Genomic DNA, 15920 nt, shown 5'->3' on the forward strand with positions numbered 1-15920 from the left:
CTTCTCCTTTTCTCGCGCTATCAGCTTCGCCCGTGCTTTTTTGCGGGCGTTTTATTCTTGAAAAGGACTATGTTATGCCCATTGGCATCGTTAAATTCTTCAACGCCGACAAGGGTTATGGCTTCATCGCCCCCGAAGACGGCGGCAACGACAGCTTCGTTCACATTTCCGCGGTCGAACGCGCCGGCATGGCGACGTTGCGCAAGGATCAGCGGCTCAGCTACGAGGTCGAAACCGACCGTCGCGGCAAACAGTCTGCTGTCAGCCTCGAAGCAGCGTGAAGGCATTTGATGGGAAGATCTCGATCTTCCCATCATCCTCCAGCCTCGGCTGCCCCATGCCCGTCGCAACGATTTCGCGACGGGAAGGCGCACCAGGTTCCGTTCCGGCGGCAACGCCCACGGCGCCATTGGATTTGCGCCACCGTTCGCCCGTTTCTCTTCATTCGCGCGGGCTGCCGCGCCAAGGTTTCATGCGTTACAAATTTACGTCCAAGACTTCCGTTTCTTCTTCCATTGGCCGACTTCGCGGCGCCGCCCCCAGCCATGATCGACGCGCCTTGCCTTCCGGCATCCTGTCGGCGCAAGCCCTGCGGCAGATTGTCGCCGAGATGATCGACTGACCCGGCAGGCCAGAGCGCCCCTAACAGCAGGAGGCAATTCACCATGTCAGCAACCAGCGACTTTTACCGGGCTCGCGTTGCGCAATGCACGCGCGAGGCGGACGAGACCAAATTGACCAATGTGCGCGACCGTTGCCTCCGGGCCGCTGCCGCCTGGCAAGGCATGGCCGACCGCGTGATGAAGAGCGAGGCCGATCGCCTTCAACAGGCGATGGACAAACTGGCCCGTGGCTAGACCATTTCGCAAACCCGCGAACGGCCCGCGGCTGACAACTGGCCAGATGGCTCGCCAGGGTCGCGTCCTTGACCGCGCAATCGAAAAACTGGGCGCAACAGACGCCATGACGTTCCTCAACAATCAGGATGATCAACTGGGCGGCAGGCCCCTCGATCTGGCGATCGCCAGCGTCGACGGGCTCAACGCGGTTGAAGCCAGGCTGGATGGGCTGGCCGACCGCGCGCGACCATCTGTGCCAGACTAACGGGCTTCCTCCCCGCCCTGCCTATATCCTCACCAGCCATTCCGCCGCCCGCGCGCACGGTGAGCGGACGCCGGGAGCGACCAGCAGGAAGAGAGCCCGTGACCAGTGCAACCCGCGGCTGCAACAAGCCGTTAATGCGGCTGCATGTGGCGGTCGAGGGGCATCTAGCCCGCCACTTTTGAAAATCATGGCGACTTTGGAACGGCCTTCTGCTATCAAGCGACTATTGCGCGAACCATGCTGCAAGCATTCGCCGTGACTGAGAGACGATTGCGCTCCCGCTTGCCAGCCGAGGAGCTTCCCATTGGACGATATGAATTACTTGCTCCAACGAGAGCAGGAAGAATTGCTGCATGCGCAGAATGCGCTTTGCCCAGCCGAACGCCGCACGCATTATGGTCTGGCGGAACGCTTTGCCCGTCGCGTCCGCCAGCACCCCCTCCCCTATCGCTCGGTGCGCCAGGATGGCTTCATCGCCTTCAATCCCCATCCTTTCGGCGGCGAGGGGAAACAAATATGAGCCGGGTCATCCATGTCCAGGCGACCGAGCAGCAGATCGAAACCCTGTGCCAGAAGAACGGCTTCAGGCTATCGGTGGTGGAAGCCCTGCTTTCGGGCGGATTTCGCGTCGTCATGCTCGACAGTCGTGACAGCGACGCCTTCCGTGCACTCATGAAGGGCAAGGTGATTGACGGTCCGGTGAAACGGTCGTCCAAACATATCGCCAGACAATTGCCCACCTCCATGCGCCGTCAGTAGGGGCCCCCGCCTCGATCACTGGAAAAGCAGTCCACGTCCACCCCATAGCGACGCCTCGCCTCCCTGGACAAAGTCCCACAAACAAGGCCCCCCTGCCCCAAGCCGAAAGGCGCTTTCCCCTCGATTTCGGTGGGTTCCCTGTTGAAAGGGGTGGCGCCGAAGAAGGGGCTCGCCCCCCGCCGCCCCCCCCGAATAGCCCCTATTTTTCTAGGCGCCTTCCGCTTTCAATATCTGCTGCCGTTTGAACGCGACGGGTGACAGCGCTGCACAAGGCCGGGACGCCGGGCCATCCGGCTTGCGACAGGCGGTGGTCGGAAGCCATGGACGAATAAGCGCGGCTAACGCCACGCCAGCGCTGACAGTGCAGCCCACGACACGCTGATTATGCAGGTCAAGGATGACGGCTAAGGAGAGCCAACCTTCTGATGTCCAGATATAGGCTATGTCGCCCGCCCATTTACGGTTGGCCGCATCGGCGGCTAAATCGACGTCCAGCCAGTTGGCCGCGACACCAGGCGATGATGGCTATCAGTTGTCACCTTTTGCTTGCGCGGGCGGACTGGCTTGATCCCGTTGATGTTGGCTTCGCCGCCCCTCGGGTCATCAGACGCCCGACGCGGCGCTCGCCAACATCGAGCCCAACCTCTTTCAACGCCATCGTCATCCTTGGACGACCATAGCTGCCCAGGCTGAGGCGGTATTGTTCCCGGATATAGGCCAGCACTTTCATATCCGTCCGCTCCCGACGACTGATCGGTCGCGAGCGCCAGGATCGATAGCGGCGCTCGCTGACAAGCATGACACGGCAGAGCAGTTCAATGGGCCAACGATGCCACCAGCGATGCACAAAGGCGAACCTCACGGCCTTTGGCTCGCGAAGAACAGCGTGGCCTTTTTAGCACATCCCTCTCTTGCCGCAGCACGCGGTTCTCAAGGCGAAGACGTTCATTCTTACGCGCCAAATCTGTCTGCGCCGCCGCCACCAGGTCAGGTGGCCGATACTGTGACACCCATTTGCCCAGCAACCCGCTGGCCAGCGCAAAACGCACAGCCGCCTGCCTGAACTCCTCGCTATGCTTCATCATCTCCTCGGCCTCCTTGATCGCGCGCATCGATGAACGCCTCGACCCCCCGAACCGGGCCATCTACCGACAGGTAACCATCAAGCGATGCAGACAGCAGATCGTCTTGCCATCGATCTTCCCCTTGGACCAAACCGCCCATCCCAAAGCCTCCCGAAAGGCGAAAGAACCATACCACATGCCGGCGCTTTTACACAAACCCGGGACTTTGCCGCCGGTCCGACACGGCCTCAGCTAAGGCCCACCTACTCCCCGATCCGCCAGCGGGGCCTCACCTCGCTGGCGCTGCCGCCCGGCACCAGCCGCGCGTCGACCCCGGCGTCGGTCAGCCCCTTGATCAGCGCCTCCGCCGCCTCGCCCGACCCAGCAATGTCGATGGGCAACCCCGTCCGCAGCGCCGCCCACTGGGTCAGCGCCAATGCCTGGGCGTCCGCCTCGCCCTTGTCGTCCAGCGCGATGACGGGCAGCGGCCGGGCGGGCGGCTGCAACTCCACCGTCCATCCCCGCGCCAGATTGGCGACCCGCTGCTCCAGCGCGCTATAGGTGGCCAGGCCCGCGTCGGGCAGCGGACTGGCCCGCACCACCGCGCGTTTGCCCACCGCGTCGATCGTCACCTGATCGGGCGCCACGCCCGCCGCCACCGCCAGCCGGTCGGCCAGTCTCTCACGCTCGCCCTGCGCCTCGCGCCCGCGCAGTTGCGCCGCGAGCAACTGGGCGTTTTCCGTGTCCACGCCATCACTCACCCGGATCTGTTCGATGTCCAGGTGAACCGGGCGGCCCAGCATCACCTCCAGCGCGCGGGTCGCCGATTGGGCCGCATTGGCCTGATAACGGCTGGTCAGCACGCTGGCGGTCACGGCCAGCGGCTCCGACCCGAAATCCAGGTCGATCTGGCTGATCCGCGCATCGCCCTCAAACTGCCGCTCGATCACCGCGCGGGCGTCGCGCGAGGCCCGCGCTTCCCAGGCGATCTGGCGCAGCGACAGCCCCAGCGGGATGCCCAGCACCAGAAATATCGCGATGATGAAGCTCATCTGGAACCATGTCTGCCGGGGCGAGAGCGCCCGGCCAAAGCCATAGAGCCGCGCCATGATCGCGGCGGCGACCGCGATCGTCACGAAATTGGTGAAGAACAGCAGGAACGCGCCCCCCGCCACCGTGCCGTTCCACGTCGCCAGGCCAAAGCCGACCGTGGCAAGCGGCGGCATCAGCGCAGTGGCGATGGCGACGCCCACGATCGTCCCCGCCTTGCCCCGGATCATCGCATAGGCCCCGGCCAGCGCCGAAAACAGCGCCACCATCAGGTCGAACAGATTGGGCCGCGTGCGCGCCGCGATTTCGGGCGTCACCGTTTGCAGCGGCGACAGCAGCACGATGAAGGCGGTAAACAGCACCGCCACCAGCGCACCCAGCGCCAGCGCCGTCAGCGACCGCCTGATCTCGCTGGAATCGACCGTCGCCAGCGCAAAGCCCAGACCGACAATCGGCCCCATCAGCGGCGAGATCAGCATCGCGCCGATGACGACGGCCGGCGACGACAATAACAGCCCCAGAACCGCGATGCCCGCCGACATCAGCAGCATGAAGGCGTATCGCGGCGTCCATCCGTCATCCTCGCGCACCCGCTCCACCACCGCCTGATGGTCGATTTCGCGAATCACATGGGCGCGCCACCAGCGCGGAATGGATCGCCATAGCGGCGGTTCGGTGGAGGCGGGGCTTTGGGTCAGGTCGGTCATGGTCGCGCGGGGCTTTGGGTCAGGTCGGTCATGGTCGCGAGGCTACTGTGTCATCCCCGCCGCCGCCAGCCCCGATGCCCCACAAGCTTGTGAAGCCATGCTGACACTTGCATTCACCACCTGTTCAATAGCCCGTCTCTATGCGATGCAACATGACCATGAACGCTAAACCTCTGCTGGCCGGGCTGATCGCGGCGACCATCGCCCTTGGCCTGGCGCCAGGCGCCAGCGCCGGCAGCCGCGACGAACAGAACGCCGCGCGCCGGGCGATGCTCGACGGGCAAGTCATGCCCTTTGCGCTCATCAAACGCCGGGTGGACGCGGCGATGGGTGGCGCCACTTATCTGGGCAGCGAATTCAACCCCTCGTCAAACCGCTATCGCCTGAAATATATGAAGGATGGCAAGGTGGTCTGGGTCGATGCCGACGGCCGCACCGGTGACATTCGCGGCATGGCGCGCTAAACCCGCGCCTTTCGACAAAGCCTTGGGAGAATGGGTCTGTATGCGTCTGCTGATCGTCGAGGATGAACCGAGCCTGGGGCAGCAGCTTCGCAACACGCTGGAAGGCGCGGGCTATGCCGTCGACCTCGCCGACGATGGCGAGGACGGGCATTTCCTGGGTTCGACCGAGAGCTATGACGCCGTCGTGCTCGATCTTGGCCTGCCGACCATCGACGGGCTGACGGTGCTGGACCGCTGGCGCAAGGAGGGCAAGACCTTCCCCGTGCTGGTCTTGACCGCCCGCGACAGTTGGTCGGACAAGGTGGCGGGCCTCGACGCGGGCGCCGACGATTATCTGGCAAAACCCTTTCAGAGCGAGGAACTCATCGCCCGCCTGCGCGCGCTCATCCGCCGCGCGTCGGGCAATGCGTCGAGCGAACTGACGGCGGGCGACGTGCGGCTGGACACACGGTCGGGCCGGGTGACGCTCAACGGCGAGCCGGTGAAGCTGACCGCGCAGGAATATAAGCTGCTCTCCTACCTGCTCCATCACAAGGGCAAGGTGGTCAGCCGCACGGAACTCATCGAACATATTTACGATCAGGATTTCGACCGCGATTCCAACACGATCGAAGTGTTCGTCACGCGCATCCGCAAGAAACTGGGCGCCGACGTCATCACCACCATCCGCGGCCTTGGCTATAGTCTGGACGAACCGGGGCGGTGATCCATGGGCCGCGCCTGACCCGGCGGGGACAAGGATGATATGAGCGGGCCGCCCGCCCCTGTCCCCGCGCCTGTTCCCGTGCGTTCGACCGGATCCTTGAGCCGCCGGATGATCGGCATCGCCGCGCTGTGGATCAGCGTGCTGTTGCTGGGCGGCGGAATCGCGCTCGACCGCGTGCTGACCAGCGCCATCACCCGCAATTTCGACGACGGCATGAATTATGTACTGACCGCCATGATTGCGGCAGCCGAAATCGGGCCGGAGGGCGAAGTGCTGTTCAACCGCCAGCTTGCCGACCAGCGTTTTCTGGAGCCGGGCAGCGGCATTTATTACCAGATCAGCGCCAAGGGGCATGAGGACTGGCGCTCCCGCTCGCTGTGGGATCGCGCCCTGCGCGTCGACACCGCGCACGCCGACCGCAATTCCCATGTCTATGACAGCAAGCAATTCCCCGGCGAACCGCTGCGCGTGATGGAGCGCACCGTCATCCTGCCCGGATCGGACGTGCGCTGGACATTCATGGTGGCGCAGGCGCGGTCGGGCGTCGACGACCAGATCAAGGCGCTGCGCGCCACCCTTATCAAGAGCTTCGCGTTGCTCGCGCTTGGCCTCATCATCCTCGCCGCGCTTCAGACCGTCTATGGCCTGCGCCCGCTGCGCAAGGTGCGGCGCGCCATCGTGCGGATGCGCAGCGGCATGGAAAGCCGCGTCACCGAACCCATGCCGTCCGAAGTGCTTCCCATGGTCGAGGAACTCAACGCCCTCCTCGCCCATAATGAGCGGCAGGCGGAGGAAGCGCGCACCCATGCGGGCAACCTCGCCCATGCGCTCAAGACGCCGCTGACCGTGATCATGAACGCCGCCACCGCCCAGTCTCCCGATCTCAACGAAACCGTGATCCGCGAAGCGACGACGATGCGGCGGCAGGTCGACCATCACCTCGCCCGCGCCCGCGCCGTCGGTCGCCGGGGCGCGGCGCAGAGCCGGGCCGATGTCTGGCCCAGCCTGCAAGCCGTGGAGCGCGCCGTCCGGCGTCTCTACCCCGACGCCCGCGTCGACATGGATGGCGACAAGGGCGCGGTCGTCCGCGTCGAGCGGCAGGATCTGGACGAACTTCTCGGCAACCTCATCGAAAACGCCGCCAAATATGGCGGCGGCAGCGTGTTCGCCACCGTCGCCCGCGACGGCGACATGGTGGAAATACTGGTCGAGGACGACGGCCTGGGCATACCGGAGGCCGACCGGACCCGCATTTTCGATCGCGGCGCGCGGCTCGATTCGGGGAAGCCCGGCACCGGCCTTGGCCTCGCCATCGTGCGCGACGTGGCGGAAATCTATGGCGGCACGGTCGCGCTCGACGAAAGCGAGGATCTGGGCGGGCTGATGGTGCGGCTGCGGCTGCCGGCGGCCTGATGCGGCGGGCGCTCTACCTTGCCGCCGGGCTGCTGGCGATGGCGCTGGGTGCGCTGGGCGCCTTCCTGCCGCTGCTCCCCACCGTGCCCTTCATGATCCTCGCCGCCTTCTGCTTCGCCCGCTCCAGCCCGGCGCTGGAGGCGCGCCTCACCGGCCACCCGATCTTCGGCCCGCATATCCGCCGCTGGCGCGACCATGGCGCGATCAGCCGCCGGGGCAAGAAAGCCGCCACCGCCGCCTTCCTGTTCAGCGCGCTGCTGGCGCTGGCCCTGATGCGCCCGCCCTGGTCCCTCCTCCCCACCGCCGCCGCGCTGATCGGCGGCGCATGGATCTGGACCCGGCCGGAAAGGTGAGGGTTTTGGGACAGGATAGGAAATGCGGACCGGCTGGATTCGACTGTTTCTGGCCTTGATTCGTGCCAATTGCGTGGGCCAGAAGCGGACGCTAAACTGATGCTATGGCCGCTCTGCTTTTCACGATCATGTGCGAATTTGATGGCGGGACATATATTTCGCAGGTTCGTGCTACCAACGAACAGCAAGCACTCATGGCGTGGAGTGAGGTTCTCCGGCGCGAGAGGCCAATGGGGAGCGATTCTGTCTTAATCGCCGACGAGGCAGTCGCAGGAAACGATGGCTTAACGGGCGTCGAGGGCCTTTCTGGGGTATGGTGTTGGGCTGGAATGGTGGCAAACCGACTGATCCTGAGCAACATAGTGCGCTCAGCATAACTCGTCGGTTTTTTTGACCACTTGCGGTCAGTCCTTCGATAAGGAATCATACCTGGATGCGGACCATCTTCATCGACTGCCACGAAGTTGCATCGGCGTCCGACTTTTGGCAGCGATATTTAGATGCTGCGAACCCTCAATCTGCCAGCTTGCTTGGACGTAACATTGATGCGTTTTGGGATGCGATCGAGCATGGTGGCCCCGGTGGGCCGGGAGAAGCAAAGCTGGTTTTTGCAAATTCAGCGGCGTTAGCCACGGTTGATCTTACTGATGGATCATCGCTCTTGGACGGTCTTCGCCGGATAGCCGAGGACTCGATCCAAACGGAAATCAAACTGCCATAGGGCAATGGCCGCTTTGCATTCGCGTGATCCAAAAAGCCGCCAGTCCGTAATCAACCCCACCCCACTCAATGAAATGAAAAGCCGATAATGAAGACCAGCCTCTCCCGCGCCACGCCATCGGGCGGCGGGGGGAAGGGGTTGGCGCTGCGCACCGTTCGCAGGGCCAGCCGGTCGAGCATGGCGTTGCCGCTGCCCTGCGCCAGATCGAGCGTCGCCAGCCTGCCCGCGCCGTCCAGCGTGAAGCGCAACGTGGCGACCCCCGTCATGTGCAGCCCGGCGGGCCTGCGCGCCGCGATCCGCGCCCGCACCTGCCGCTGATATTCGGCCCATGCCGCATCGCGCTCCGACCCCGCCTCCACCACAGCCGGAGCGACTGGCGGCGGCGGCGCGACCATCGGCGCGGGAGCAGCGAGCATCGGCGCGGCGACAGGCATCGCGCCCGTTGCCGCCCTGCCCGTCGCAACGGGCGGAACCGGGTCGATCCTTCCCGCCGCCGCCTCATCGGCAACCGGCCGACGCTCCGCGCGCGCGGGCGGCTCCGGCGCCGGCGCTGCTTCCGGCGCGGGCGCGGCGGGAACGAACAGCTTGAGGGCGCTCCCCGCATCCTTCGCCGCCACCCGGTCGACACCCGCAAAATGCGCCGCGAACGCCCCGAACAACGCCATGTTGCAGGCGAGGGCGGCAAATCCCGCCGCCCATCGGCGGGACGGGGCCAGCCGCAGGGATGGGGCGAAAGCCCCCTTCCCCGCACCCGCCCCGTCCCACGCGCCCGCCATCAGAAGCTGACGCTGATGCCGGTGTTGATCGACCGGCCGCGCCCCGGCACCGGCCGCAGCACGCCGGTCGCATCCAGATCGCCCAGCGACATGCCGCCCAGCGGCGCATAATAGCCCTTGTCGAACAGGTTTTCCGCGCTCAGCGTCAACCGCACCGACCCGATGCGATAGGCGAACTGGATGTCCAGCAACGCATAGCTGCCCGTGCGCGGCTCGTTGCGGGTGGGGTCGACCCGGTTCTTTTCCGCCACGATGTTGAGGTCGACGCGCGTTTCCAGCCCGCCGATGCTGTGCTCCACCCCGATGGCCGCGTTGAACGGCATCTGGTGATAAAGCGGCGCATGGTCGGTCAGGTTCTGGCCATGCAGCCAGCTTGCCCGCGCCGTGATCCGCGCGCTGCCCGCCCCCTCGCTGGACCAGAGCGGGGCCGAACCCGAAAGGTCCAGGCCGTAAATCTCCGCCTTCTGGTTGACGAACCGCAACTGGTCGAAGGGCGACGGCATCCCCATCATGTCGGTAAAGTCGGCCAGCTTCACCGCGTCGATATAATCGTCGACATGGGTGTAATAGGGCGCGACGCGGACCGACCAGCCATCCTTGCGGCCATCGCCCAGCGACAGCGCCAGGCTCAGCGTATCGGCCTTTTCCGGGTTCAGCGCGATATTGCCGACATAGCCATTGCCGTCGCCGAACCAGCCGATCATCCGGCTGGCCATGCTCCCCCGGCCCCAGCTATAGCGTTCATAGACATTGGGCGAGCGCACCTTGCGCGCATAGCCGCCCTCGATCTCCACCCCCGGCGCCAGCGTATAGCGCGCGATCAGCGATCCGCCCCAGTTGCTGTCATGCCGCTTGCGGTCGGCGGCGTTGAATACGGCGGCGGCCATCATGTCGGCCATCTGCATCATGCCCATGCCATAGGGGGCGACATCGCCCGTGTTCATCCGGACCTGATCGTTGCGGATGCCCGCGATCAGGGTCAGGCCGCTCTCGCTGGTCATCTCCCACTCGATGAAGCTGCCCAGCCGGTCGCGCTTCGCGCCGTTGATATTGATGAAGGCGTTTGGCCCCATCATCATGCTGCCCGCGACCGGCGGCCAGTAATCATTGAGCCACTGATGCTGAAACTCGCTGCCCACCCGCAATGTCCCCGCATCGCCCAGCGCGAAATCAAGCCTGGCCGCGAAACCGGCGGTGTGGACCTCCGTATTCATCGGCATCCCGCCGTTTGCCGTGCCGCCCTTGTCCGCCAGAAAGTTCATGGCGTGGTCGGTGTCCCGCCAGTTTGCGCGCAGGTCGATGCCGCCCCAGTCGAACTGGCCCGCATAATGGCCGTTCAGGAAAACGGACTTGTTGGACGTCATGTCCATATATTGGTTGGGAAAGCCCTCATAGGGCGAGAAATGATAGCCGCCCTTGAGTTCAAAGAGGCCGATGTCGGTCTGCGCCGCAAGGTTCAGGCTATGGTCGGTCTTGGCATATTCGGTGGAGCGCACCACGCCCAGCGATCCGCCGCCCTTGAAATTGTCCGCCTGCGTATAGCCGCCATTATAGGTGAGGCTCAGCCGGTCACTGGCCGCCGTCACCGACAGCGAACCGCCAAAGCCATCGCCATTGCTGCGGTAAAAGGCCGAAGCCTCGCCGGTCAGCAGCGTCTCGCCCGCCTTTGCGAAGCGCGGCGGCGCGGTTTCGACCGCGATGACCCCGCCGATGCTGTCGCCGCCCTTTGAAACCGGCGACACGCCGGTGATGACGTCGATGCTGCTGATCGTCTGCGGGTCGGTATAGGACAGCGGCGGGTTCATATCGTTGGGACAGGCCGACGCAATCGCCGTCCCGTCGACCAGCACGTTCAACCGCTGCGATTCCAGCCCCCGGATCACCGGCAGGGTGGAAAATCCGCCCGCGCCGAAACCGCTGACGCCCGGCACGCTTTGCAGGATTTTGGCCGTGTCGCTCGACCCGGTCCGGAGCGATCGGATGCGTGGCGCGGACAGGCGCTCGCCCGCAATGGCGGGCGCGGCGCTATCGGCCGAATCAATGTCGATGGTGGGCAGCGCCGTGCCATCCTGCGCCAGCGCGGCGGGGGCAAAAGCGGCAAGGGTCAGGGTCAGCGGACAGGCGACGCCGCCCATCAGGCGGCTGTGAAACAAGGTCATGGCAATACTCGCACGAAAAGACAGGCGTCGCCGCGCCGCCCGTCAAGGCGTCGATGCTATGGCGAACGCGAAAAAAGCGTGATTTTTCAGTGCGAGAAAACGGGTGGCGCTTGCGATGGCGGCGGCGGCGCGGCCATGCCCCGGCCGGGCGCCATGCCCCGTGCCGGACCGGCGAGTGGGACGGACAGGAATTGCGGCGACGGCGGGGCGATGCCCAGCGGATCGGGCGCGGGCATCGGCATGGCAGCACTGGCATAGGGGCAGGGCATGCCATGCTGGCTGCGCCCGTCATCCTGATCCTGCCCGCCGCCCGAACCCTTGCCCACGTTGACGCCGGGAATGACCAGAGTCGCGGCAGCGCCGTTGCACATCTGCACGCGCAACACGCCATCGGCCGCCCGCGCCACCATATAGCCCGGCGGCACCAGGATGCTGCTCGCCAACGCCAGCAGGGCCAACAAATGCAACCATGCCCCCCGGCGCGACATCAGGATCGCCCTCCACGTCATGGCCGCGCTCTTAAGGTGCGCCGTGTCAAATCTCAATCGGGGTTTTCACGGGGGATGTGTGGCCCGACGGGCAGCGGATCGTCAGACCGGCGGAAGCCAGCCGCCACCTTGGCAGGGCGATGCGAGGTTTCCCTCCCATGCTCTAAAGACCCAAAAGGCGCTTGAGCCACTCCCACATTGAAGCATGCTTGCGCTCATGCCATGAGCGCCCACCCAGCCGCGCGGCTGGATGATCTGCGAACAGGATATGCAGTATTCCCTTGGTCAGACCTCCCGACAGCGGGATCAACGCTGAACCGGAACTCTGAAGCGCCCCGTCGATAAAAACCTCAACGGTTCGACAGGTCGCCCACAGAACAAAGCGGTCTTCCACCCACTCAATCTCTCCCAGTCCACATCCATCCGACGGATGCAGGCTGATGGTTGATCTGGCCGGAACCTCAAACTCATCCACCCACGGTTCAAGCCACACAAGCAGGGGATCGGGCCCTGGATTGGAGAGGCTACATGCGCCTTGGGTATCCCCTGACATGATTTGCACTCCCAATGGACCACCGCCCACAAACAGCCGATGGGCGTTCTGCCCATACTGCCCGCTACCCCAGCGGCCGCCGCGCCCGCAACGCCTGCGCCAGCGTGCCTTCGTCCAGATAGTCGAGTTCGCCGCCCACCGGCACGCCATGGGCCAGTTGGGTCAGGCGCACGGGGTATCCCTCCAGCCGGTCGGCCAGATAATGGGCAGTCGTCTGCCCCTCCAGCGTCGCGTTCATCGCCAGCACCACCTCGTCGATACCGCCCGCCGCCACCCGCGCGACCAGCAGGTCGATGGACAAGTCCTCCGGCCGCACCCCTTCGAGCGCCGACAATCGCCCGCCCAGCACATGGAAGCGGCCGGGGAACAGCCGCGAACGGTCCAGCGCCCACAGGTCCGCCACATCCTCCACCACGCACAGCGCCCGCGCGTCGCGGCGCGGATCGGCGCACACTCCGCACGGATCGGACGTGTCGACATTGCCGCAGGTGGCGCAGGTCACCAGCCGCTCGTTCACCGCCGCCAGCGCGCGCAGCAACGGATCGAGCGCCGTTTCCCGCTTGCGCAGCAGGTGCAGCACCGCCCGCCGCGCCGATCGCGGGCCCAGCCCCGGCAGCCGGGAAAGCGCCTGCGTCAGCGCGTCGATTTCAGGAGAAGCCATGTTGGCGAGATAAGGGCTTGCAACGGGCCGAGACAAGGGGTTTGAGGGGGTCCATGCGGATCATCTACATGGGAACGCCCGATTTCGCCGTGCCCGCGCTCGACGCGCTGGCCGCCGCCGGGCACGACATCGTCGCCGTCTACAGCCAGCCGCCCCGCCCGGCGGGCCGGGGCAAGGGATTGCGCCCCTCCCCCGTCCATGCCCGCGCGCAGGAAATGGGCGTGGAGGTGCGCACGCCGGTATCGCTGAAAGGGGCGGAGGAACAGGCCGCCTTCGCCGCGCTGAACGCCGACATCGCCGTGGTCGCCGCCTATGGCCTCATCCTGCCGCGCCCGGTGCTGGACGCGCCGCGCCATGGCTGCCTCAATATCCACGCCTCGCTGCTGCCGCGCTGGCGCGGGGCTGCCCCCATTCAGCGCGCCATCCTGGCGGGCGACAATGTCACCGGCGTCACGATCATGGCGATGGAGGCGGGGCTGGACACCGGGCCGATGCTGGCGCGCGAAGTCACGCCGATAGAGGTCAAGACGGCGGGCGCGCTCACAGCCGAACTGGCGCAGGCGGGCGCGGAACTGATGGTCGATGTGCTCGCTGACCTTGCCGCCTGCCCGCCCATGGCCCAGCCGGACGAGGGCGTCACCTACGCCGCCAAGATCGACAAGGCCGAAGCGCGGATCGACTTCACCCGCGACGCCCATGCGGTCGAGCGACAGGTGCGCGCCTTCAACCCAGCGCCCGGCGCCTTCTTCGCCTATGGCGGCGAGCGTTTTCGCGTCCTCGCCGCCCATGTCGAGGAACGCGGCGGCGAACCCGGCGCACTGCTGGACGAGGCGCTGCTGATCGGCTGCGGCGCAGGCTCCATCCGCCCCACCCTCATCCAGCGCGCGGGCAAGGGCGCGATGACCGCGCCCGACCTGCTGCGCGGCTTCCCCATGCCCGCGGGCCGCCGGGTGGACGACTGATCCCGTGCCCCGCTACGCGCTGACCGTGGAGTTTGACGGCCGCCCCTTCATGGGCTGGCAGCGGCAGGCGCATGGCCCCAGCGTGCAGCAGGCGATCGAGGACGCTCTGTTCGGCATCACCGGCGAGCGCGCCGTCATCCACGCCGCCGGGCGCACCGACGCGGGCGTCCATGGCCTCGCGATGCGCGCCCATGCCGACATCGAAAAGCCGATGACGCCCTTCCGCCTGATGGAAGCCTTGAACGCGCGGCTGCGGCCTGATCCGGTCGCCATCCTCGACTGCGCGATTGTCTCCGAGGACTGGCATGCGCGCTTTTCCTGCACCGGCCGCGCCTATGTCTATCGCATCGTCAACCGCCGCGCGCCGCTGACGCACGAAGCGGGCCTCGCCTGGCGCGTCATCCAGCCGCTCGATGCCGACGCCATGGCGCAGGCGGCGGGGGCGCTCATCGGCCAGCACGACTTCACCACCTTCCGCTCCGCCCATTGCCAGGCGCAAAGCCCGGTCAAGACTCTCGACCGGTTGGAGGTGTTGCGCAACGGCGACCGCATCGCCATCCACGCCGCCGCCCGCTCCTTCCTTCATCATCAGGTCCGTTCGATGGTCGGATGCCTCGCGCTGGTCGGCATGGGCCGCTGGAGCCCCGACGACATGCGCGCCGCCCTGAATGCGCGCGACCGCGCCGCCCTCGGCCTCAACGCCCCGCCCGACGGACTCTATTTCGTGCGCGCGGAATATCCCTGACGCGCCCGAGCAACCTTGCTGCGCTGTTCGAAAGTTCATAACCTGCGCCAATGCCGAGGATACAGCAAAGCTTCACCAATGATCGCCCAGAACCGATCAATATATCGGTGGAGCCTTGGCCGGAATGTTTTGAACTGGAACAGGGGGAGCGCCTGACCCTGATCTGGGATACGGCCGAAAGCCAGGAAGCAGCCTGCATCGATTTCATCAACGAGCGTGAATTGGTGATTTGGCCCAATGGCGAAACCCACGAGATGCAATATCTGATCAACGGAGAACCGGCGGAGGAAAGAAGCTGGACCTTCAAACACCGCTAAAGGGCGGCACCCCCCTTAAACGCTCGTCCTGAACGGCGTGAAGTCGGTATGCCCGTCATACACATCCAGCCCCTCGCGCCGCTTCACGAACCCGATGACGACATAGGTCACCGGCGTCAGCACCGCTTCCCAGCCGACCTTCATCGCCCAGTTGGTGGCCATCACGGTCAGCACCTGATCGTTGGTCCAAGTCCCGTAAAAGGCGAGCGGATAGAAAAGCAGGCTGTCAAAACCCTGCCCCACCACGGTCGACCCGATGGTTCGCATCCATAGGAACCGGCCCTGCGTCATCATCTTCATCTTGGCGAGGACGAAGCTGTTGGCGAACTCGCCCGCCCAGAAGGCGATGATGGAGGCGAAAACGATGCGCCATGTGCTGCCGAACACCGCTTCATAGGCTTTCTGGTCGGGCCACCCCTCCGCCGGGGGCAGGTGCACCACCACCCAGCTCATCACCGCCATGAACAGCATCGCGGCAAAGCCCGCCCACACGCATCGCCGCGCGCGGGCATAGCCATAAACCTCGGTCAGCACGTCGCCCAGCACATAGCCGAGCGGAAAGAACAATATGCCCGCGCCGAATGTCACCCCGCCCAGCGTCGCCAGCTTCGCCGCGCCGATCAGGTTGGAGAGCAGCAATATGGCGACGAACGCCGCCATGAAGAAATCGAAATAGCGCAGCCGCGCCCCCGCGATCTCGACCGCATCGACTTTTCTGATACCCGCCTCGCTCATGGCGACAGGCATAACCCTATGACGGCCCGATGCAATGGAGAGATTGCATGGCTGGGCGACGCCCGCTATCGAACGGCCCCGTCAAGCCGACAGGCGCGGCCCCGTAGCTCAACTGGATAGAGCACCCGCCTTCTAAGCGGGATGTTGCGTGTTCGAGTCACGCCGGGGTCGCCAAATGCGCCT

At 65.4% G+C, this 15920-nt stretch carries 23 protein-coding genes, 1 tRNA gene and 1 pseudogene; 15 read left to right on the forward strand and 10 right to left on the reverse strand.

The annotated features are described in order from the left end of the window. The first annotated feature begins 74 nt into the window (after positions 1-74). From GGR44_RS03825 to GGR44_RS03850, 6 genes are all read left to right on the forward strand, one after another. Complete coding sequence (locus GGR44_RS03825) at positions 75-281, forward strand: cold-shock protein (protein ID WP_183954082.1); 207 nt, start codon at positions 75-77, stop codon at positions 279-281. Continuing rightward, complete coding sequence (locus GGR44_RS03830; RefSeq protein ID WP_183954083.1) at positions 278-622, forward strand: hypothetical protein; 345 nt, start codon at positions 278-280, stop codon at positions 620-622. The genes GGR44_RS03825 and GGR44_RS03830 overlap by 4 nt, the downstream gene beginning before the upstream one ends. Before the next feature lie 43 nt (positions 623-665). Beyond that, the gene (locus tag GGR44_RS03835; RefSeq protein WP_183954084.1) at positions 666-857 is read left to right on the forward strand and encodes a hypothetical protein; all 192 of its coding nucleotides are present in this window, start codon (positions 666-668) and stop codon (positions 855-857) included. A 106-nt stretch (positions 858-963) separates the two neighbouring features. Further along, on the forward strand, positions 964-1104 hold the full coding sequence (locus GGR44_RS03840; RefSeq protein ID WP_183954085.1) for a hypothetical protein: 141 nt from the start codon (positions 964-966) through the stop codon (positions 1102-1104). 313 nt (positions 1105-1417) lie between these two features. Continuing rightward, positions 1418-1624 (forward strand): hypothetical protein, encoded by a 207-nt coding sequence (locus GGR44_RS03845; RefSeq protein WP_183954242.1) that lies wholly within the window; start codon positions 1418-1420, stop codon positions 1622-1624. After that, positions 1621-1863, forward strand: coding sequence for a hypothetical protein (locus GGR44_RS03850; RefSeq protein ID WP_183954086.1), 243 nt, complete (start codon positions 1621-1623; stop codon positions 1861-1863). The genes GGR44_RS03845 and GGR44_RS03850 overlap by 4 nt, the downstream gene beginning before the upstream one ends. Positions 1864-2249: 386 nt before the next feature. Here GGR44_RS03850 and GGR44_RS17180 read toward each other — a convergent pair. The 4 genes and pseudogenes from GGR44_RS17180 to GGR44_RS03860 all read right to left on the reverse strand — a co-directional run. Continuing rightward, positions 2250-2414 (reverse strand): annotated as a pseudogene (locus GGR44_RS17180) (IS3 family transposase); the annotation flags it as partial. Continuing rightward, positions 2399-2662, reverse strand: a complete 264-nt coding sequence (locus GGR44_RS17185; RefSeq protein WP_425511292.1) for an IS3 family transposase — start codon at positions 2660-2662, stop codon at positions 2399-2401. The gene GGR44_RS17185 and the pseudogene GGR44_RS17180, both read right to left, overlap by 16 nt. Before the next feature lie 16 nt (positions 2663-2678). Beyond that, positions 2679-2975: a hypothetical protein gene (locus tag GGR44_RS17190; protein WP_221214241.1), complete on the reverse strand. Its 297-nt coding sequence runs from the start codon at positions 2973-2975 to the stop codon at positions 2679-2681. A gap of 215 nt (positions 2976-3190) precedes the next feature. Continuing rightward, a complete protein-coding gene (locus tag GGR44_RS03860) occupies positions 3191-4684 on the reverse strand; it encodes a DUF389 domain-containing protein (RefSeq protein WP_183954087.1) in 1494 nt (497 codons plus the stop codon). A gap of 152 nt (positions 4685-4836) precedes the next feature. Here GGR44_RS03860 and GGR44_RS03865 point away from each other — a divergent pair, with 152 nt between their 5' ends. From GGR44_RS03865 to GGR44_RS03885, 5 genes are all read left to right on the forward strand, one after another. After that, entirely contained in the window at positions 4837-5148 is a 312-nt protein-coding gene (locus GGR44_RS03865; RefSeq protein WP_246344285.1) for a hypothetical protein, read from the forward strand. Positions 5149-5188: 40 nt separating this feature from the next. Next, complete coding sequence (locus GGR44_RS03870) at positions 5189-5854, forward strand: response regulator transcription factor (RefSeq protein ID WP_183954089.1); 666 nt, start codon at positions 5189-5191, stop codon at positions 5852-5854. Positions 5855-5962: 108 nt separating this feature from the next. After that, entirely contained in the window at positions 5963-7267 is a 1305-nt protein-coding gene (locus tag GGR44_RS03875) for an ATP-binding protein (protein ID WP_183954243.1), read from the forward strand. Then, a complete protein-coding gene (locus tag GGR44_RS03880) occupies positions 7267-7620 on the forward strand; it encodes a YbaN family protein (protein ID WP_183954090.1) in 354 nt (117 codons plus the stop codon). The genes GGR44_RS03875 and GGR44_RS03880 overlap by 1 nt, the downstream gene beginning before the upstream one ends. Positions 7621-8053: 433 nt before the next feature. Then, positions 8054-8341, forward strand: coding sequence for a barstar family protein (locus tag GGR44_RS03885; RefSeq protein ID WP_183954091.1), 288 nt, complete (start codon positions 8054-8056; stop codon positions 8339-8341). Between the two features lie 65 nt (positions 8342-8406). Here the strand turns inward: GGR44_RS03885 and GGR44_RS16780 are convergent, their stop codons facing one another. From GGR44_RS16780 to recR, 5 genes are all read right to left on the reverse strand, one after another. Next, entirely contained in the window at positions 8407-9006 is a 600-nt protein-coding gene (locus tag GGR44_RS16780; protein WP_246344287.1) for an energy transducer TonB family protein, read from the reverse strand. Between the two features lie 110 nt (positions 9007-9116). After that, positions 9117-11276 carry a TonB-dependent receptor plug domain-containing protein gene (locus GGR44_RS03895; protein WP_425511293.1) on the reverse strand — a complete coding sequence of 720 codons (2160 nt, stop codon included), beginning with the start codon at positions 11274-11276 and terminating at the stop codon, positions 9117-9119. 86 nt (positions 11277-11362) lie between these two features. Continuing rightward, the gene (locus tag GGR44_RS03900) at positions 11363-11785 is read right to left on the reverse strand and encodes a DUF2946 family protein (RefSeq protein ID WP_183954092.1); all 423 of its coding nucleotides are present in this window, start codon (positions 11783-11785) and stop codon (positions 11363-11365) included. Between the two features lie 142 nt (positions 11786-11927). Beyond that, complete coding sequence (locus GGR44_RS03905; protein ID WP_183954093.1) at positions 11928-12317, reverse strand: hypothetical protein; 390 nt, start codon at positions 12315-12317, stop codon at positions 11928-11930. Between the two features lie 64 nt (positions 12318-12381). Beyond that, a complete protein-coding gene (recR, locus tag GGR44_RS03910; RefSeq protein ID WP_183954094.1) occupies positions 12382-12978 on the reverse strand; it encodes a recombination mediator RecR in 597 nt (198 codons plus the stop codon). Positions 12979-13031: 53 nt separating this feature from the next. Between recR and fmt the strand changes: the two genes are divergently transcribed. Genes fmt through GGR44_RS03925 form a run of 3 tightly spaced genes read left to right on the forward strand, consistent with a single transcriptional unit; the run spans position 13032 to position 15002 of the window. Beyond that, a complete protein-coding gene (gene fmt, locus GGR44_RS03915; protein WP_183954095.1) occupies positions 13032-13940 on the forward strand; it encodes a methionyl-tRNA formyltransferase in 909 nt (302 codons plus the stop codon). A 4-nt stretch (positions 13941-13944) separates the two neighbouring features. After that, positions 13945-14685: a tRNA pseudouridine(38-40) synthase TruA gene (truA, locus tag GGR44_RS03920; protein ID WP_183954096.1), complete on the forward strand. Its 741-nt coding sequence runs from the start codon at positions 13945-13947 to the stop codon at positions 14683-14685. A 50-nt stretch (positions 14686-14735) separates the two neighbouring features. After that, positions 14736-15002: a hypothetical protein gene (locus tag GGR44_RS03925; protein WP_183954097.1), complete on the forward strand. Its 267-nt coding sequence runs from the start codon at positions 14736-14738 to the stop codon at positions 15000-15002. A 15-nt stretch (positions 15003-15017) separates the two neighbouring features. On the opposite strand, the gene GGR44_RS03930 is transcribed toward GGR44_RS03925, so the two are convergent. Beyond that, positions 15018-15737, reverse strand: coding sequence for a queuosine precursor transporter (locus GGR44_RS03930; RefSeq protein ID WP_183954098.1), 720 nt, complete (start codon positions 15735-15737; stop codon positions 15018-15020). Positions 15738-15834: 97 nt separating this feature from the next. Between GGR44_RS03930 and GGR44_RS03935 the strand changes: the two genes are divergently transcribed. Continuing rightward, positions 15835-15911: transfer RNA gene (locus GGR44_RS03935), tRNA-Arg, on the forward strand. The last annotated feature ends 9 nt before the right edge of the window (positions 15912-15920 follow it).

The sequence above is a fragment of the Sphingobium fontiphilum genome (assembly GCF_014196635.1).
In the GTDB taxonomy this organism is placed as follows: domain Bacteria; phylum Pseudomonadota; class Alphaproteobacteria; order Sphingomonadales; family Sphingomonadaceae; genus Sphingobium; species Sphingobium fontiphilum.

Excerpts from the sequence above, each read along its gene's own strand:
- GGR44_RS03860 (WP_183954087.1), bottom strand. The coding sequence starts at position 4,684 with ATGACCGACCTGACCCAAAGCCCCGCCTCCACCGAACCGCCGCTATGG.
- recR (WP_183954094.1), bottom strand. The coding sequence starts at position 12,978 with ATGGCTTCTCCTGAAATCGACGCGCTGACGCAGGCGCTTTCCCGGCTG.
- GGR44_RS03865 (WP_246344285.1), top strand. The coding sequence starts at position 4,837 with ATGACCATGAACGCTAAACCTCTGCTGGCCGGGCTGATCGCGGCGACC.
- GGR44_RS03925 (WP_183954097.1), top strand. The coding sequence starts at position 14,736 with ATGCCGAGGATACAGCAAAGCTTCACCAATGATCGCCCAGAACCGATC.
- GGR44_RS03875 (WP_183954243.1), top strand. The coding sequence starts at position 5,963 with ATGATCGGCATCGCCGCGCTGTGGATCAGCGTGCTGTTGCTGGGCGGC.
- GGR44_RS03885 (WP_183954091.1), top strand. The coding sequence starts at position 8,054 with ATGCGGACCATCTTCATCGACTGCCACGAAGTTGCATCGGCGTCCGAC.
- GGR44_RS03840 (WP_183954085.1), top strand. The coding sequence starts at position 964 with ATGACGTTCCTCAACAATCAGGATGATCAACTGGGCGGCAGGCCCCTC.
- GGR44_RS17190 (WP_221214241.1), bottom strand. The coding sequence starts at position 2,975 with ATGCGCGCGATCAAGGAGGCCGAGGAGATGATGAAGCATAGCGAGGAG.
- GGR44_RS03850 (WP_183954086.1), top strand. The coding sequence starts at position 1,621 with ATGAGCCGGGTCATCCATGTCCAGGCGACCGAGCAGCAGATCGAAACC.
- fmt (WP_183954095.1), top strand. The coding sequence starts at position 13,032 with ATGCGGATCATCTACATGGGAACGCCCGATTTCGCCGTGCCCGCGCTC.
- GGR44_RS17185 (WP_425511292.1), bottom strand. The coding sequence starts at position 2,662 with ATGCTTGTCAGCGAGCGCCGCTATCGATCCTGGCGCTCGCGACCGATC.
- GGR44_RS16780 (WP_246344287.1), bottom strand. The coding sequence starts at position 9,006 with ATGGCGTTGTTCGGGGCGTTCGCGGCGCATTTTGCGGGTGTCGACCGG.
- GGR44_RS03835 (WP_183954084.1), top strand. The coding sequence starts at position 666 with ATGTCAGCAACCAGCGACTTTTACCGGGCTCGCGTTGCGCAATGCACG.
- GGR44_RS03930 (WP_183954098.1), bottom strand. The coding sequence starts at position 15,737 with ATGAGCGAGGCGGGTATCAGAAAAGTCGATGCGGTCGAGATCGCGGGG.
- GGR44_RS03845 (WP_183954242.1), top strand. The coding sequence starts at position 1,418 with ATGAATTACTTGCTCCAACGAGAGCAGGAAGAATTGCTGCATGCGCAG.
- GGR44_RS03905 (WP_183954093.1), bottom strand. The coding sequence starts at position 12,317 with ATGTCAGGGGATACCCAAGGCGCATGTAGCCTCTCCAATCCAGGGCCC.
- GGR44_RS03900 (WP_183954092.1), bottom strand. The coding sequence starts at position 11,785 with ATGACGTGGAGGGCGATCCTGATGTCGCGCCGGGGGGCATGGTTGCAT.
- GGR44_RS03870 (WP_183954089.1), top strand. The coding sequence starts at position 5,189 with ATGCGTCTGCTGATCGTCGAGGATGAACCGAGCCTGGGGCAGCAGCTT.
- GGR44_RS03895 (WP_425511293.1), bottom strand. The coding sequence starts at position 11,276 with ATGACCTTGTTTCACAGCCGCCTGATGGGCGGCGTCGCCTGTCCGCTG.
- GGR44_RS03825 (WP_183954082.1), top strand. The coding sequence starts at position 75 with ATGCCCATTGGCATCGTTAAATTCTTCAACGCCGACAAGGGTTATGGC.
- GGR44_RS03880 (WP_183954090.1), top strand. The coding sequence starts at position 7,267 with ATGCGGCGGGCGCTCTACCTTGCCGCCGGGCTGCTGGCGATGGCGCTG.